Source organism: Pseudomonas citronellolis (assembly GCF_029335315.1).
Taxonomy (GTDB): Bacteria; Pseudomonadota; Gammaproteobacteria; order Pseudomonadales; family Pseudomonadaceae; genus Pseudomonas; species Pseudomonas citronellolis_A.
On sequence record NZ_JARJLT010000322.1, the window covers coordinates 1 to 15,508 of the forward strand.

Below are 15,508 nucleotides of genomic sequence, written 5' to 3' on the forward strand. Positions count from 1 at the left end.
GTCCAGGGTTGCCACGGCCGAAGGCGCTCCGCGACTGGCTGTTCTCGCGGGCAGCCGGCGAATCGCTCGAACTGCGGTAGGCCTGCACCCGCCGCGTCTGCCAGAATTGCCGCCTTTCCATCCCCCGGCCACCGTCATCGCCGCCGTGGCGCCTACCGAGAGTCATCCATGAAAAGGCTCAAGCTCGACCGCATCAACAGGGCCATTCTCGAGCACCTGCAGAACAACGCGCGCATCAGCAACCTGGAGCTGGCGGAGAAGGTCAACCTTTCGCCCAGCGCCTGCCTGCAGCGCACCAAGGCGCTGGAGGAGGCCGGCTATATCCGCCAGTACATGGCCTCCATCGACCTCGACGCCATCTGTATCAACGTCATGGCCTACGTGATGTTCCGCCTGCGTGACCACGCCACCCACCTGCGCGTGCAGTTCGAGCGTTACATCCGCCAGCGCCGGGAGTTCGTCGATTGCCTGAAGGTCGACGGCGAGTACGACTACATCGCCCTGGCCACCTGTTCCACCGTTGGCGACTTCAACAGCCTCTGCGAGCAGTTGATCGAGGAGGACCCGAACATCCAGAAGATCAACAGCCACATCATCCTCGACAAGACCAAGTGGTTCGCCGGCTACCCGCTGGACAACCTGATCTGGCGCGACTGACGGCGCCGGTGGGCGCATAAGCTGCGGTGACGCGGGGTAAATCGCGCAGCTTGTGCGGCGCACGGCGGGTAACTCCGCCTCCCCGGCAGGGCGTGACCTCGACAATGGGGCTTTTCCATCGCCCGTCGAGGCCCGCATGTCCACCTCTCACTACCGCGTCACCCTGGAAACTGCCCTGGGCGCATTCAGCGTGCGCCTGCACGCCGATCGCGCGCCGCTGACCGTGGCCAACTTTCTCGCCTACGTCGACTCCGGCCGCTACGACGGCAGCAGCATCTTCCGTATCGTCAATCCGCAGAACCAGACGCCGGAAGACCCGGTACGCATCAGCGTCATCCACGGCGGCACGCGGCCCTTGGCGCCCGACAACCTGCCGATGATCCCGCTGGAGACCACCCAACAGACTGGCCTGAGCCATCGCCACGGCACGCTCTCCATGGGCCGCGAAGACCCCGACAGCGCCGAGGGCGACTTCTTCGTCTGCATCGGCGACCAGGCGCATTTCGACCATGGAGGCGCCCGCCAACCCGATGGCCTGGGCTTCGCCGCCTTCGGCGAGGTGTGCGAAGGCATGGCGGTGGTGGAGGCGATCTTCGCGGCGGCCGGCCCCGAGGAATACCTCGCGCCCGAGGCCGAGGTGCGAATCCTGCGCGCCTACCGGAGTGCCTGAGCCATGGGTGGACAACGACTCGATGCACTACGCCAGGTTCTGGCCGGGCAGGGCGCCGACGCCTTCCTGCTGCCGCGCAGCGACGAATACCTGAACGAAGACCTGGCGCCCGCCGACGAGCGCCTGCGCTGGGTGAGCGGTTTCACCGGCAGCCAGGGGCTGCTGGCGGTGGTGGCGGACGGCGCCGCGCTGCTGGTGGACGGCCGCTATAGCCTGCAGGCGCAGCGCGAATGCGCGGCCTGGCTGGAAGTGCTGGCGCTGGACGACGATGAACTGTTCGCCTGGCTGGAGCACCGGCTGCCGGCCGCCGCCACCCTGGTGGCCGACGCCCGCCTGCACAGCGTGGCGCAATGGCGCCGCTGGCAGCGACTGGCCGCCGAGCGCGGCTGGCGGCTGGTCGCTTGTCGCGACAATCCGCTGGATGCGTGCTGGCTCGGACGCCCGGTGGCGGCGGCCAGCCGGGTGGTCGCGCAACCGCTGCAATGGGCCGGCGAGCCGGCCGCGAGCAAGTTGCAGCGGCTGGCCGTGCAACTACGCGAGCAAGCCTGCGACGCGCTCTGGCTGCCGGCGCCGGACATGCTGGCGTGGCTGCTCAACCTGCGCGGGCAGGACATCGCCATCGCCCCCTTGCCCTTCAGCAGCGGCTTGCTCTATGCCGATGGCGCGCTGGACTGGTTCATCGATGCAGCACGCCTGGACCTGCCACCGGGCTGGCTGCCGGAGCGGGTGCGCGTACTGCCGCCCGCGCAAGCGCGGCGGCCGGATGCGCCGTTGCGCGAGCGCGGCTGTGAGCGGGTCTGGGTCGACGAGGAGTCCTGCAATGCGTTCAGCTTCGAGGCGCTTCGCGCCAGTGGCTGCGAACTGCGCCTGGCCAGCCATCCGTTGCCATTGCTGCGCGCCTGCAAGAACGCCGCGGAGCTGGCCGGCAGCCGCGAGGCGCACCGGCGCGATGGCCTGGTGCTGTGCCGCTTCCTGCACGCATTCGAAACCCGCGCGGAAGATTTTCGCGCGGCGGACGAGTTGGACGTAGCCGCCATCCTCGAAGGCTACCGATGCCGGGACGCGGACTATCGCGGCGTGAGCTTCGACACCATCGCCGCCTGCGGCGCCAACGCCGCGCAGCCGCATTACCTGCCCAAAGCAGGCGCCGCGGCGGCGCTGAACCAGGGCGAGCTGCTGCTGATCGATTCCGGCGGCCAGTACCCGCAGGGCACCACCGACGTTACCCGGGTGCTGGCGGTGGGCCCGGCCGGGCCGCGCCAGCGCGAGCTGTACACGCGGGTCCTGCGGGCACATATCGCCCTGGCCGGCTGCCGTTTCCCGGTCGGCACCAGCGGCCGGCAACTGGACGTGGTCGCCCGCCAGGTGCTGTGGCAGGCCGGGCAGGACTACGCCCACGGCACCGGGCATGGCGTCGGCAGCTACCTGCAGGTGCACGAGGGGCCGCAGCGCATCGCTGCGCAGGCCAGCCCGGTGGCGCTGCGCCCCGGCATGCTCACGTCGATCGAGCCGGGGCTGTACCTCGACGGCGAGCTGGGCATCCGCCTGGAGAACCTCTACGAAGTGATCGAGTGTCCGCTTTTTCCGGGGTTCCTGGCTTTCCGCGCCCTCACCCTGGCGCCGTTCGAGCCCGCGCTGATCGACTTCGAGCAGTTGTCACGTGCCGAGCGCGAGTGGCTGCGCGACTACCATCGCGAGGTCTGCGAGCGGCTCGCTCCCGACCTGGAACCGGCGTTGGCGGCCTGGTTGCGGGCGAAGACCGGGGCCGCCGCAGAATCTGCGGCGTGGGCCTGAAAATCCGTTGGATCTGCGTTCCGCCGCCGGCAAAAGCGAAGTTTGCTTTTCCCGGCGGAGGATAAGATGCCTACCGCGTTCGCGAGCGCCTCATAACAATTCCAATGACTGGCTGGAGTACCCTCGATCCGGGAGGGACCGGCATTGCCCTGTGAGAGGCGAGCATGAGCAATTCTGAAAGTTCGGTACCCGAAGGCTATACCCGCAGGCCCGTTCCCCAGGAGGAGACGGTTTCAGGCTACGGCCTGGCGCTGATCACCTTCGGCATCGGCATGACCCTTCCGGTGTTCTGGCTGGGCGCCGACGTCACCGCCAAGGTCGGCTTCCAGCGCGCGTGCTGGGTCTTCATCGGTGTCTGCGCGGTGCTCGGGGTGCTGGCCGCGCTCACGGCCCTGGCGGGCGTGCGCAGCCGCCTGAGCACCTACATGGTGCTGCAGTTCTCTTTCGGCCGGCATGGCGCGAAGCTGCTCAACCTGATCATGGCGGTGACCCTGCTGGGCTTCTACGCCGCCACCGTGGACATCTTCGGCGGCACGCTGAGCAGCGCCCTGCACAACGCCTTCGGCCTGGAGACGCCGGTGTGGTTGCACAGCCTCTGGGGCAGCCTGCTGATGACCCTGATGGCGATCTTCGGCCTGCGCGGGCTGGATCGCCTGTCGATCTATGCCGTGCCGTTGATGGCCGCTTTCCTGCTGTACAGCCTCTACCTCGGCCTGGGCAAGGCGCTGCCCGGGCAGTTGGCGGGCTTCGCCGGCAGTGGCGACAGCCTGGCCCTGGCGATTTCCAGCACCATCGGCATGGTGGTGCTGACCCCGGTGCTGATGCCGGACTTCACCCGTTACGCCCGTGGCGACCGCGACGCGCTGATCACCCTGCTGGGCATGGTCATCGGCTTTCCCTTCGTGCTGGTGGTCGGCGGCCTGCTGTCCATCGTCAGCGGCAAGGGCGAGATCATGGAGATCATGGCCGTGCTCGGCGTGCTGCTGCCGGCGCTGCTGGTGCTGGTGTTCTCCACCTGGATCACCAATACCGCCAACCTCTACTCGGCGACGCTGACCCTGGCCACCGTGACCCGCGCCGCCAGCTGGAAACTCACCGTACTCGGCAGCCTGGTCGCCACCGCCCTGGCCCTGGGCGGCTTCATGAGCCACTTCCTGGACTTCATCCTGGCCCTGAGCATCGTGATCCCGCCATTGGCGAGCATCTACCTGGCCGATTTCTTCCTCCTCAGCCGGCAGCGCTACCAGGTCGAGGACCTCGAGCGCCTGCCGGGCTTCGGCTGGCCGGCGCTGGCGAGCTGGGCCCTGGCCAGCGCGGTGGCCTGGATGACCACCTATGAAGGCTGGACGCTGACCACCCAGCCGACCCTCGACTCGCTGCTAATCGCCCTCGGCGCCTACCTGGCCCTGCAGCGCCTGGCCGGCGCCCTGGCCGGGCAAGGCCGCCTGCACCGCGAGCGCGGCTGACCTCCCCTGAACCACGGGCACCGGGCCTCGACCCGGCGGGCGAAGCCTTGCCCGCGAAAACCCGCTGGCCAGCGCGGCGGGCCAGCCCGCCCTTCATCTGCCGATCCGACGACAACAACAGCAATGCTTCAGGAGCAGATCCGCTTGAACAGATTCCTTCTTATCGCCGGCCTGGCGTGCTGCGGCGCGGCCCAGGCGCAGATTTCCAGCACCGTGGCCCTGACCAGCGAATACGAGATGCGCGGCATCGGCTACTCGGGCAACGACCCCGCGCTCAGCGCCACGCTGGACTGGGCGGGGGAGAGCGGCGCCTATGCCGGCACCTGGGTTTCCAACACCGACAGCTTCAAGGATGGCGACCCCTACGACGACGGCGCGGACATCGAGGTGGACCTCTACGCCGGCTACAACGGCCAGTTCGCCAACGGCCTGCGCTACGGGGTGATCGGTTACTACTACTACTTCCCCGACACCCACTACAACATCGACTACCCGGAGGTGGGCTTCAGCGCCGGGTACGGCAACTTCAACGCCTATTACTACTACTCCAACGACATGATCAGCTCGTCGCTGGCGTCGCATTACGTGGCGGCCGACTACACCGTCAACCTGCCCTGGCAGACCGACCTGTACTTCATGGCCGGCCACTCCTTCGGCGAGTACTACCGCGAGACCGCGCTCACCGGCGCCCACGAGTACAGCAACTGGGAAGTCTCGCTCAAGCGCAGCTTCGGGCCGCTGGACGCCAAGCTCAGCTGGGTCGACACCGACCTCCACGGGCGCTTCCACAACAGTGGCGAGTACCTGCGCAACGACGGCCGCTTCATCTTCAGCGTGTCCCACACCTTCTGACCGCCCGCGCGCCGACCGTTCGCGGTGGGCGCGCCTTCTTTCCCGTACCCGGAGCAAGCCATGGCAATCCGCGTCGCCACCGATATCGGTGGCACCTTCACCGACCTGGTCTACCTGCAGGATGGCGTGGTCCGCGCCGTCAAGGCCGACACCACACCGCCCAACTTCGAGCAGGGGCTGCTCGACGCCGTGGCCAAGAGCGGCGTGAGCTACGACGACATCGCCTTCTTCGCCCATGGCTCCACGGTGGTGATCAACACCCTCACCGAGCGCAAGGGGGTGAAGACCGCGCTGATCACCACCCGTGGCTTCCGCGATGTGCTGGAGATCGCCCGGGGCAACGCGCCGGACATCTTCAACCCACGCTATCGCAAGCCGCCGCCCTTCGTCCCGCGCCAGCTGCGCCTGGAAATCAGCGAGCGCCTCGACCATCGCGGCGAGGTACTGACGCCCCTGGCGCTCGACGAGCTGCCCGGCCTGCTCGAAACCCTGCGCCGCGCCGAAGTGCAGGCCATCGCCATCTGCCTGCTGCATGCCTACCGCAACCCGGAGCACGAGCGGTGCCTGCAGGCCGCGATCGAGCAAAGCTGGCCGGAGGTCGCGGTGATCGCCTCGCACCAGGTCAGCCGTGGCTGGCGCGAATACGAGCGCAGCAACTCCTGCGTGCTCTCGGCCTACGTCATGCCGGCCACCGGCGCCTACCTCGACAACCTGCGGCGGCACCTGGCGCACAAGGGGCTGCGCCCGGCCCCCTACATCATGAAGTCCAACGGCGGCCTGGCGCCGCTGGCGGCGGTGAAGAACGATCCGATCAGCCTGGTGGAGTCCGGCCCGGTGGGCGGCATGCTCGGCGCCCAGGCCTATGGCCGGCTGATCGGCGAGCGCGAGCTGCTGGCCCTGGACATCGGCGGCACCACCGCCAAGTGTTCGCTGATCCACGAGGGCAGCGTGGAGATCAGCAACGACTACGTGATCGAGAAGACCCCGACCAGCGCCGGCTACCCGATCATGACGCCGGTGGTGGACATCGTCGAGATCGGCAATGGCGGCGGCAGCGTCGCCTGGGTCGACGCCGCCGGCAGCCTGCGCGTCGGCCCGCAAAGCGCCGGCTCCACGCCGGGGCCGGTGGCCTACGGGCGCGGCGGTCGGGCGCCGACCACCACCGATGCCAACCTGCTCACCGGGCGGATCAACCCGCAAGGCTTCGCCAACGGCGAGATCGAGCCGGACATGGGCGCGGTGGAGCGGGCCTTCGCCGAGCTCGGCCAGCGCCTGGGGGTGTCCGCCGGGCTGCTGGCCCACGGCGTGCTGCAGATCGCCAACGCCAACATGGTCAACGCCCTCAAGCTGATCTCGGTGAACCGTGGCTACGACCCGCGCGATTTCGCCCTGATGGCCTTCGGCGGCGGCGGCGCCCTGCACGCCACCGCGCTGGCCGCCGAGCTGGGCATCCCGAAGGTGATCATCCCGCCCTTCGCCGGGGTGTTCTCGGCCTGGGGCATGCTGATGCTCGACGTGCGCCGCGACTATATCCAGACCCACCTGCAACTGCTCGACGAGGCCGGCATGGCCGAACTGGAGCGGGCCTTCCAGGCGGTACAGGCGGCGGCCGAGGAGGAGTTCGTCGGTGACGGCCTGGCGCGCGCCAGCCTGCGCTTCGAATGGCACCTGGACGCCCGCTACCTGGGCCAGGAGCATACGGTGAAGGTCGCCCTGGCCAGCCGCGAACTGGCGAGCGTGCTGGAGGCTTTCCATGAGCGCCACCGGCAGAGCTACACCTTCCGCCTGGACGCCCCGGTGGAGGTGGTCAACCTGCACCTGGTGGCGTTCGCCGAGGTGCCCAAGTCGCCGATCGCCCCGCTGGCCCCGTGCAACGGTGTCGACGCCGAGGTGGCGCTGCGTGGCGAGCGGCTGGTCGAGTTCGAGCCCGAGCAGCCGCTGAGCACGCCCATCTACCGGCGCGAAGCGCTGCTGGCGGGCATGCGCCTCGCCGGCCCGGCGATCATCGAGGAAGCCACCACCACCACCGTGGTGCGCCCGGGCGACCGCGTCGAAGTCGACGCTTTCGGCGGTCTTCATATCCATATCCAGGCTCAGGAGGCATGAGCATGTCCCACGCCAACCCCTTCACTCGCGAGATCATCAAGAACGCCCTGGTGGCCATCGGCGAGGAGATGTTCGTCGCCCTCAAGCGCACCAGCATGAGCCCGATCATCTACGAGGCGCTGGACTACGGCATCGGCCTGACCGACGCGCGCGGCCAGCTGATCTCCCAGGGCAACGGCATTCCCGGTTTCATCGGCACCCTGGATGGCGCGGTGCGCAGCGTCCTGGCGAAGTTCCCGCGTGAGGACATCCGCCCCGGCGACATGTTCATCACCAACGACCCCTATGGAGGCGGCGGCACGCACCTGTCCGACGTGTCGATGATCATGCCGGTGTTCCATGGCCCCAACCTGATCGCCTGGACCGCGAACAAGGCGCACTGGACCGAGGTCGGCGGCAAGGACCCGGGCAGCTTCAGCTCCGACGCCAGCGAGATCTACCAGGAGGGCCTGCAGTTCCCGACCATCCGCCTCTACGAGCAGGGCCACATCAACCAGGCGCTGGTCGACCTGATCGCGGCCAACGTGCGCCTGCCGGAAATGACCATCGGCGACCTGCACGCCTGCGCGGCGGCACTGCGTGTCGGCGAGCGGCGCCTGCTGGCGATCGTCGGCAAGTACGGCGAGGCCACCACCCTGGACGCCATCGAACGCCTGCTCGAGCATGGCCAGGCCATGGTCCTGGAGAGCCTGAGGACGCTGCCCAAGGGCGTGTTCCAGGCCGAGGACGTGATCGACGAGGATGGCCTGGGCAACGGCCCGTTCCACGTGAAAGTGCGCGTCGAGATCAGCGACGAGCGCTTCCTGGTCGACTTCACAGGTTCCAGCCTGCAGGCGCCGGGGCCGATCAACAACACCGAGGCCGGCCTGCATTCGGCGGTCCGCGAGGTGTTCATGGGTGTGGTGCGGCCAGGCGTGCCGGCCAACGCTGGCTGTTTCCGGCCGATCGAGGTGGTCTGCCCGCCGGGCACCATCTGCACGGCGCAGCGCCCGGCGCCGGTGTCGGCCTACTTCGAGTCGATGGTCGCCGCCGCCGATGTCATCCGCCGCGCCCTGGCGCCGGTGCTGCCGGACCGGCTGATCGCCGGCCAGTTGGGCTCGGTGTGCTCGATGGTGCTCAACGGGCGCTACGCCGACAGCGGCGAGGAATACCTGCTGGTACAGCCGTTGGTGGGGGGCTGGGGCGCAGCCGAGGACCGGGACGGGGAGAGCGGGCAGTTCTGCGTCGGTAACGGCGAGACCAGCAACATCCCGGTGGAGATCACCGAACGCTGCTACGACGTGCTGGTCGAGCAGTACGCCTTCAACGCCGAAGGCCACGGGGCCGGGCGCCAGCGCGGCGGGCGCGGGGTGGTGCTGGACTACCGCATCCTCTCCGCGAAGGCGTGGATCTCGACCTTCTTCGGACGCGGTTCGACGCCGCCATGGGGTATCGAGGACGGCGCCGACGGCACCTGCAACTACGCCGAAGTGCTGCGTGCCGACGGCAGCCGGCAGCGCTTCAGCCGCGCCAACCGGGTGCCGCTGCGGCGGGGCGACCTGTTGCGCCTGGTCACCGCCAACGGCGGCGGCTGGGGCGCGCCGGGGGAGCGTGCGCTGGTGGCCATCGAGGCCGACATCGCGGCGGGTTACCTGACCCGCGAGCAGGCCGTGCGGGAGTACCCGCAGTACCGCTCGCGGAACCTCGACGCATGAGCGGCGGGGCCGGCCGTCGCGGTGGCCGGCCCTTCGTCGGCGAGGGACGCAGGTGAGCGGGCACGCCAGCGAGTTCAGTTTCACCAACGGCACCGGCGGACGCATGCCCGTGGTGCTGGAACCCGACTCGCTGCAGTTCTGGATAGCCCCCGGCTCGGTGCTGCGCATCGTCGTCAGCGGCGAAACGCCGGGGCCAGGCTTCGACCTCGAGTTTCTCGGCCGCGCGCTGGTCGTCTACCTGGCGCGTGGAGTGCAGGCCTGCGTCTACCAGGACGGCAGGCAGATGCAGGCGCGCGACCCGAACCGGGGGCTCTGGCGCTGGTTGAACCGGGGGCTGGACGAAAGCGCCAGCTAGGGCTCAGAACTTCCGGGCATAAGCATGGACGATCAGCAGCGAGCGCCGAGGCGAGTCGCCGTGCTAGGGTTTCGGATCGCGTTCCTCGACTCGGGATTCCCATGAAGACACTTCGCCTTGCCTGCTCCCTCGGCGCCGTTCTCGTTGCCAGCGCCAGTTTCGCCGTTGCCGCCGCCGAACCGGCGGTGCCGGTCACCGACACCCAATACAGCGCCGTGCTGAACGGCGACTGGCGGCTGCCGCAGAACAGCGCGCGCGACCGCTACCGGCACCCGCGGCAGACCCTGGGCTTCTTCGGCCTCGGCGAGCGCCAGACGGTGGTCGAGATCACCCCCGGCGATGGCTGGTACAGCGAATTGCTGGCGCCGCTGCTGCGCGAGCATGGGCGCTACGTCGCCGCCATCGTCCAGCCGAGCGCCAGCGACTACGCACAGAAATCGGCGGACAAGCTGAAGCGCAAGTTCGCCGCCGACCCGGCCCGCTACGGCAAGGCGCACATCCTCGAGTACGACCCGCAGCGCCCGGTGTTCGGCGCGCCGGGCTCGGCCGACCTGGTGCTGACCTTCCGCAACGTGCACAACTGGGTCGAAGCCGACAGTCAGGCGGCGACCTTCCAGGCCTTCTTCGCGGTACTCAAGCCCGGCGGAACGCTCGGCGTGGTCGAGCACCGCGCCAAGCCGGGCACCGCGCTGGACAAGGACAGCGGCTATCTGCCCACCGCCTACGTGGTGCAACTGGCCCAGGCCGCCGGTTTCACCCTGGTCGGCGAGAGCGAGATCAACGCCAACCCGCGCGACACCAAGGACTACCCCAAGGGCGTGTGGACCCTGCCGCCGACCCTGACCGAGGGCGCCCACGACCGCGACAAGTACCTGGCCATCGGCGAGTCGGACCGCATGACCTTGCGCTTCGTCAAACCCGGAAAACCCTGACGCGTTAAGCAAGCGATAAGCGCAACGGGCGGATGCTGCGGGTACCTGAGCGGAGGGTCCGAGACATGCGCATCGCTCGAACCGGATGGCACCTCGACGTATTGCTGCTGGTACTGATCTTCTTCGTCACCCTGAAGCTGACCCACCAGGTCGACTGGTCCTGGCTGAAGGTGGTTTCGCCGATGCTCGCGGTGGTCGCCGCCAAGCTGCTCGCGCCCATGCTGGCCTGACGTTGCGGCCGGGCAGGGCGCGCTCGCTCGCTTGCGGCGCCGGTCAGGCCTGCGGGTCGAGCAGTCGGGCGCCCGTCGGCACGCCATCGCGCAGTTCCAGCAGGATGCGCTGCTCGGCCTGGTCGAACAGCGTGCGGAACAGCTGCCGGGTATCGACGGGGCCGCGCTCCAGGTCGTTACCCAACGCCTGAAGGCTGTTCGCGAGTTGCTCCTTCTGGGGGGCGCTGGAGGACGACAGCAGGGATTCGCTCAGGGCCATCTTGGCGTTGTAGACCTTGCGGCTTTCGGCGGACAGCGGTGCGAGCGTTTCCAGGCCGCTCAGTGCCCTGGCGGCTTCGCTGCGATAGCGGGCCAGGGAGTTGGCCTTGTGCAGCAGGGCGTAGCTGACCACGCGCAGCTGGGTCGATTGCAGGTAGCTCTGCACCCAGGTCTGTAGCGTTGCCAAGCTTTTCAGCAGGGCGCCGCGAGAGGCGTCGGCGTTGAACAGTTTGCCGACTTCCAGTTCCTCGGCCTTTTTCAACTCGTCGTCGATCTTGCCCCGGAAGTACAGCTCCAGTTCCTCGAGCTGGGTCAGCTTGCTCTCCAGGCTTATCTGGGCCGCAGTGTCCATGCCGTCGTCGGGCAGGTGATCAAGCAGGCTCTGCACATACTTGGCCGCACTGGTCAGTTGGTTCTTGTGCTGGTCTTCCAGCGCCTTCGTCACCTCGTCGAGCTGGCGCTTGATGGCTGTCAGTTTCTCGCTGATGTCGTGCAGGTGTTTCTGGCCCACCGCCGAGGACAGCGCGTTCCAGGCCACGCCGCTGAGCAGGACGCTCTGCAGCCCGTCCGGACTGAACAGGTGGGCGTGCTCCTTGATGCGGTTGCCTTCGGTGACCCAGGCCCGCAGCGAGTCGCCCTGGCTGGATTTGGTCAGCGTTTCGATGGGCAGGCTGCACAGTACGTAGTTGCCGCGTTGCTGCTCGGCCAGGGCGGCGAGGCCGGGCAGGTTCGACAACAGCGGATTGAGGGCGCTCACCTGGTCCGCCGACAGTGCGCGCCCGCTGGCTTCCGGGGCCTTGTCGAAGACGCTGATGCGCATCAGGGCGCCGCCGGCTTCGTCGGCGAGCACCAGGTCGTGCAGCGCCGCGCTGGGTTGCGGCAGGTTGCTCCCGGCTGCTTCGGTTGGCGCCGGGCGGTTCTCCGGGGCGCTCTGGCGCAGGCGAATCCAGCCCATCTGCGCGACGAAGGGCACGGTGATGCGGTAGGCCTCGGCGACGGCGCTTTGCACGCCCAGCCCGGCGGTCGCCAGCAGGCCGGCGGGGTTCAGGCGCAGGCCCATGCTGGCGGCGCCGAACAGCGCGGCGCTCTGGGCCGTGGACAGGCCGGCGAACCAGCCGTCACGTTCCTCGCCCAGGGCCTCGCGCAGCGAGAAGGTGCCGGAAAGCACCTTGGCGTTGACACAGCGGTCGCGCCGTTCCGCCACCGGCAGGCTGCGCCACTGGCCGCCGAACAGGGCCAGGGCGATTTCCCGCTCCTTGCGTTCCAGCGGCTTGCTGGCCGGGTCCTTGCCGTTGAGCTTGCGGTAGACGTCGTCGACGATTTCCGCGTACGGCACCGCCGAGCGGCCGAGCACGCGGCGGGCGAGGTTCATCGCCGAGTGGCCGCCGAAGGCCTGCAGCTCTCCGCCCAGGGTCGCCAGCAGTTCCAGGGGGTAGCGCTCGGCCCTGGGGTCGTGGCGGGCCATCACCAGTTGTTCCTTGGTCCCGGCGTCGAGGCCGGCGCGCCCCTTGCCGTTGTCGGTGATGAGGTCCACCAGGACGTCCACTTCCTCTGGCGCTGCCGCGCTCAGTTGCGCCAGCAGCTTCTCGTCACACGCCGGTTGTTCCTTCGCCATTGCCTCTCCTGCCTTGCTCTGTCCATTCGGGTCTTGCCGTGGTCTCCACGGCGATAGCGGCAAAAAGATATCACAGGCTCTATCGAGGTAGGCGTCAGCCGCGCAAGGCGCTTGCCAGGGCGCGGGCGGCGTCATCGATGGCGGCTTCGTCGTAGGGCGCGAAGCCCATCACCAGGCCCGGCGGGCGTGGTCGCGCGCAGTAGCGGCCCAGGGGCAGGGCGTCGATGCCGGCCGCGCCCAGGCGGGCCATGACGCTGGCCTCGTCGTCACGCTCCAGTTCGCAGGCGATGTCCATCCCCGCGCGGATTTCCGGCACCCGGATCAGGCCTTGCCAGTGGCGTTGCGCCGCTTCGGCGAAGGCCTCGGCGCGGCTGGCGTAGAGCTTGCGCATGCGCCGCACGTGGCGGTCGAAATGGCCGTCGCCGATGAAGTCGGCGAGCACCGCCTGGCCCAGGCTGTTGGCGTGGCGGGCGGTGAGGGCGGTGGCGCGGGTGAAGCTTTCCACCAGCTGTGGCGGCAGCACCAGGTAGGCCAGGCGGATCGCCGGGAACAGCAGCTTGCTGAAGGTTCCGGCGAGGATCACCGAGGTGCTGGCGCCGGGTAGCGAACGCAGCGCCGGGATCGGCTTGGCGATGAAGCGGTACTCGCTGTCGTAGTCGTCTTCGAAGATGTACGCGCCTTGCTCGCCGGCCCAGCGCAGCAACGCCAGGCGCCGCGCCGGGGCCATTTCCACGCCCAGCGGCGCCTGCCGCGACGGGCTCACGTAGGCCAGCCGCGCGTCGACCGCCAGGCGCCGGCCTTCGTCCACCTGCAGGCCCTGGGCGTCCACCGGCACGTCCACCCGGCGCACCCCGGAGACTTCCAGCAGTTGCCGCGCGCCGGGGTAGCCGGGGTCTTCCATCCACACCGCGTCGCCGGGCCGCAGCAACAGCCGCAGGGCCAGGTCCAGGCCCTGCTGCACGCTGCCGAGGACCAGCACGCAATCGGTGGAGGTCTGCACGCCACGGGCGATGAACAGGTATTCGGCGATCGCCTCGCGCAGCGCCGGCAGGCCGGCCGGGTCGGCGTCGAGCAGGGCGGCGGCGCGCGAGGCGCGCAACTGGTGCAGGTGCAGCTTGCGCCAGAGGTCGACGGGGAAATTGTTGACGTCGCCGCGATGGGGGAAGAACGGCCGCGTGCCCGGCGTCACCGCGCGACGGGCGAAGACCGGCTGGATCGCGTTCAGCCGCTCGATCCACGGCGTCTGCGGCGGCGCGGGCACGGGCGTCACGGCGGGGGTGACCTTGCGCCGCACGTAGCCGCTGTTCAGCGTGGCGTCCGGCAGCGCCGGGCTGACCCGGGTGCCGCTGCCGGTGCGCGACTCCAGGTAGCCCTCGGAAATCAGCTGCTGGTAGACCGCCTGCACGGTGCCGCGCGCCAGGTCGTAGTGCTCGGCCAGGGCGCGCGTGCTGGGCAGCTGGCTGCCGGCAGGCAGGCGGCCGTTGAGGATGCCCTGGCGCAGGGCGTCGTACAGCCAGCGTTGCAGGCCGACGCCGGGCTCGGGGGCGCCGAGGGGCAGGGAAACCACCAGTGGGGCGGCGTTGCGCGGGACCATGACGGGCTCCTGAAGTGGACCAGTCATGTTAGCCGGAAATGGATCAATACACAGTCCACTGTCGCCCGCAGAATTCGCTCCGTAGTCCGGCGCAGCCCGCCGAGCACCTCCCTCTTTCCCCCTCTTCAGGAGTGAGTCATGAAACAGCGAATTCTGGTTGTCGGCGCCGGCTTCGGCGGTCTCTGGAGTGCCCTGAGCGCGCTGCGCCTGGCCGATCTGCAAGCCCGTGGCGACGTCGGCGTGACCCTGCTCGCGCCCCAGGCCGAACTGCGCATCCGCCCGCGCTTCTACGAACACGACGTGGCCAGCACCACCGCGCCGCTGGGCGAACTGTTCGCCGCCGTGGGCGTGGACTTCGTGCGCGGCAGCGCCAACCGCATCGACGCCGCGGCGCGCACGGTCGGTTATGTCGATAACGCCGGCCAGGCCGGCGAGCTGCACTACGACCGCCTGGTGCTGGCCACCGGCAGCGAGGTGGCCCGCCCGGCCGCCGCCGGCATCGACCGCCACACCTTCGACGTCGACAGCCTGGAAGGCGCGCTCAAGCTCGAAGCGCACCTGCAGGCGCTGGCCGCGCTGCCCGACAGCCCGGCGCGCAACACCGTGGTGGTGGTCGGCGGCGGCCTCACCGGCATCGAAGGCGCCACCGAGATGCCGGCGCGACTGCGCGCCATCCTCGGCGCCGACGCGGCCATCCGCGTGCTGATCGTCGACCCCGGCCAGCGCGTCGGCGGGGCCTTCGGCGAGGGCATCGCCGAGATCGTCGCCCAGGCCAGCGACAGCCTCGGCGTGGAATGGCGCCTGGGCACCCCGGTGGCGTCGGTGGACGAGGGCGGCGTGACCCTCGGCGACGGCGAGCGCATCGCCGCGCGCACGGTGATCTGGGCCGCCGGCCTGAAGGCCTCGCCGCTCACCGCGCAGATCGACGCGCCGCGCGACAACCGTGGCCGCCTGCACGTCGACCGCAACCTCAAGGTGCTCGGCCAGGACGCCATCTACGCCAGCGGCGACACCGCCTACGCGGCCTCGGACGACCTCGGCAACTTCGCGCTGATGAGCTGCCAGCACGCCATCGCCCTGGGCCGCTCGGCGGGCAACAACGCCGCCGCCGACCTGCTCGGCGTCGCGCCGATCCCCTACAGCCAGCCGAAGTACGTGACCTGCCTGGACCTCGGTGCCTGGGGCGCGGTGTACAGCGAGGGCTGGGACCGCCAGGTGCTGCTGCGCGGCGCCGAGGCCAAGGCGCTGAAGACGCAGATCAACACCCAGTGGATCTACCCGCCGG

General features: G+C 69.3%; 13 protein-coding genes. 11 read left to right on the forward strand and 2 right to left on the reverse strand.

Annotated features, from left to right (window positions below; translation table 11 throughout):
- Positions 1-168 precede the first annotated feature (168 nt).
- The 10 genes from P3W75_RS24010 (at position 169) to P3W75_RS24055 (ending at position 10,756) form a co-directional block, all read left to right on the forward strand.
- A complete protein-coding gene (locus P3W75_RS24010; protein ID WP_276229819.1) occupies positions 169-657 on the forward strand; it encodes an Lrp/AsnC family transcriptional regulator in 489 nt (162 codons plus the stop codon).
- A gap of 136 nt (positions 658-793) precedes the next feature.
- On the forward strand, positions 794-1,327 hold the full coding sequence (locus P3W75_RS24015; RefSeq protein WP_276229820.1) for a peptidylprolyl isomerase: 534 nt from the start codon (positions 794-796) through the stop codon (positions 1,325-1,327).
- A gap of 3 nt (positions 1,328-1,330) precedes the next feature.
- Positions 1,331-3,121, forward strand: a complete 1,791-nt coding sequence (locus P3W75_RS24020; RefSeq protein ID WP_276229821.1) for an aminopeptidase P family protein — start codon at positions 1,331-1,333, stop codon at positions 3,119-3,121.
- A gap of 164 nt (positions 3,122-3,285) precedes the next feature.
- Positions 3,286-4,587 carry a purine-cytosine permease family protein gene (locus tag P3W75_RS24025; RefSeq protein ID WP_276229822.1) on the forward strand — a complete coding sequence of 434 codons (1,302 nt, stop codon included), beginning with the start codon at positions 3,286-3,288 and terminating at the stop codon, positions 4,585-4,587.
- Positions 4,588-4,731: 144 nt separating this feature from the next.
- Complete coding sequence (locus P3W75_RS24030) at positions 4,732-5,439, forward strand: TorF family putative porin (protein ID WP_276229823.1); 708 nt, start codon at positions 4,732-4,734, stop codon at positions 5,437-5,439.
- A gap of 60 nt (positions 5,440-5,499) precedes the next feature.
- Positions 5,500-7,545, forward strand: coding sequence for a hydantoinase/oxoprolinase family protein (locus P3W75_RS24035; RefSeq protein WP_276229824.1), 2,046 nt, complete (start codon positions 5,500-5,502; stop codon positions 7,543-7,545).
- 2 nt (positions 7,546-7,547) lie between these two features.
- On the forward strand, positions 7,548-9,239 hold the full coding sequence (locus P3W75_RS24040) for a hydantoinase B/oxoprolinase family protein (protein WP_276229825.1): 1,692 nt from the start codon (positions 7,548-7,550) through the stop codon (positions 9,237-9,239).
- Positions 9,240-9,291: 52 nt separating this feature from the next.
- Positions 9,292-9,594, forward strand: a complete 303-nt coding sequence (locus P3W75_RS24045) for a hypothetical protein (protein ID WP_276229826.1) — start codon at positions 9,292-9,294, stop codon at positions 9,592-9,594.
- 101 nt (positions 9,595-9,695) lie between these two features.
- On the forward strand, positions 9,696-10,526 hold the full coding sequence (locus tag P3W75_RS24050) for a class I SAM-dependent methyltransferase (protein WP_276229827.1): 831 nt from the start codon (positions 9,696-9,698) through the stop codon (positions 10,524-10,526).
- Between the two features lie 65 nt (positions 10,527-10,591).
- Positions 10,592-10,756, forward strand: a complete 165-nt coding sequence (locus P3W75_RS24055) for a hypothetical protein (RefSeq protein ID WP_276229828.1) — start codon at positions 10,592-10,594, stop codon at positions 10,754-10,756.
- 43 nt (positions 10,757-10,799) lie between these two features.
- Here P3W75_RS24055 and P3W75_RS24060 read toward each other — a convergent pair whose 3' ends face one another.
- Together P3W75_RS24060 and P3W75_RS24065 are read right to left on the reverse strand one after the other, a co-directional pair.
- Positions 10,800-12,629, reverse strand: coding sequence for a hypothetical protein (locus P3W75_RS24060; protein WP_276229829.1), 1,830 nt, complete (start codon positions 12,627-12,629; stop codon positions 10,800-10,802).
- Positions 12,630-12,723: 94 nt separating this feature from the next.
- A complete protein-coding gene (locus P3W75_RS24065; RefSeq protein WP_276229830.1) occupies positions 12,724-14,223 on the reverse strand; it encodes a PLP-dependent aminotransferase family protein in 1,500 nt (499 codons plus the stop codon).
- A gap of 138 nt (positions 14,224-14,361) precedes the next feature.
- Here P3W75_RS24065 and P3W75_RS24070 point away from each other — a divergent pair.
- Positions 14,362-15,508 (forward strand): NAD(P)/FAD-dependent oxidoreductase (locus P3W75_RS24070; RefSeq protein ID WP_276229831.1); only part of this gene is annotated, 1,147 nt, incomplete at its 3' end.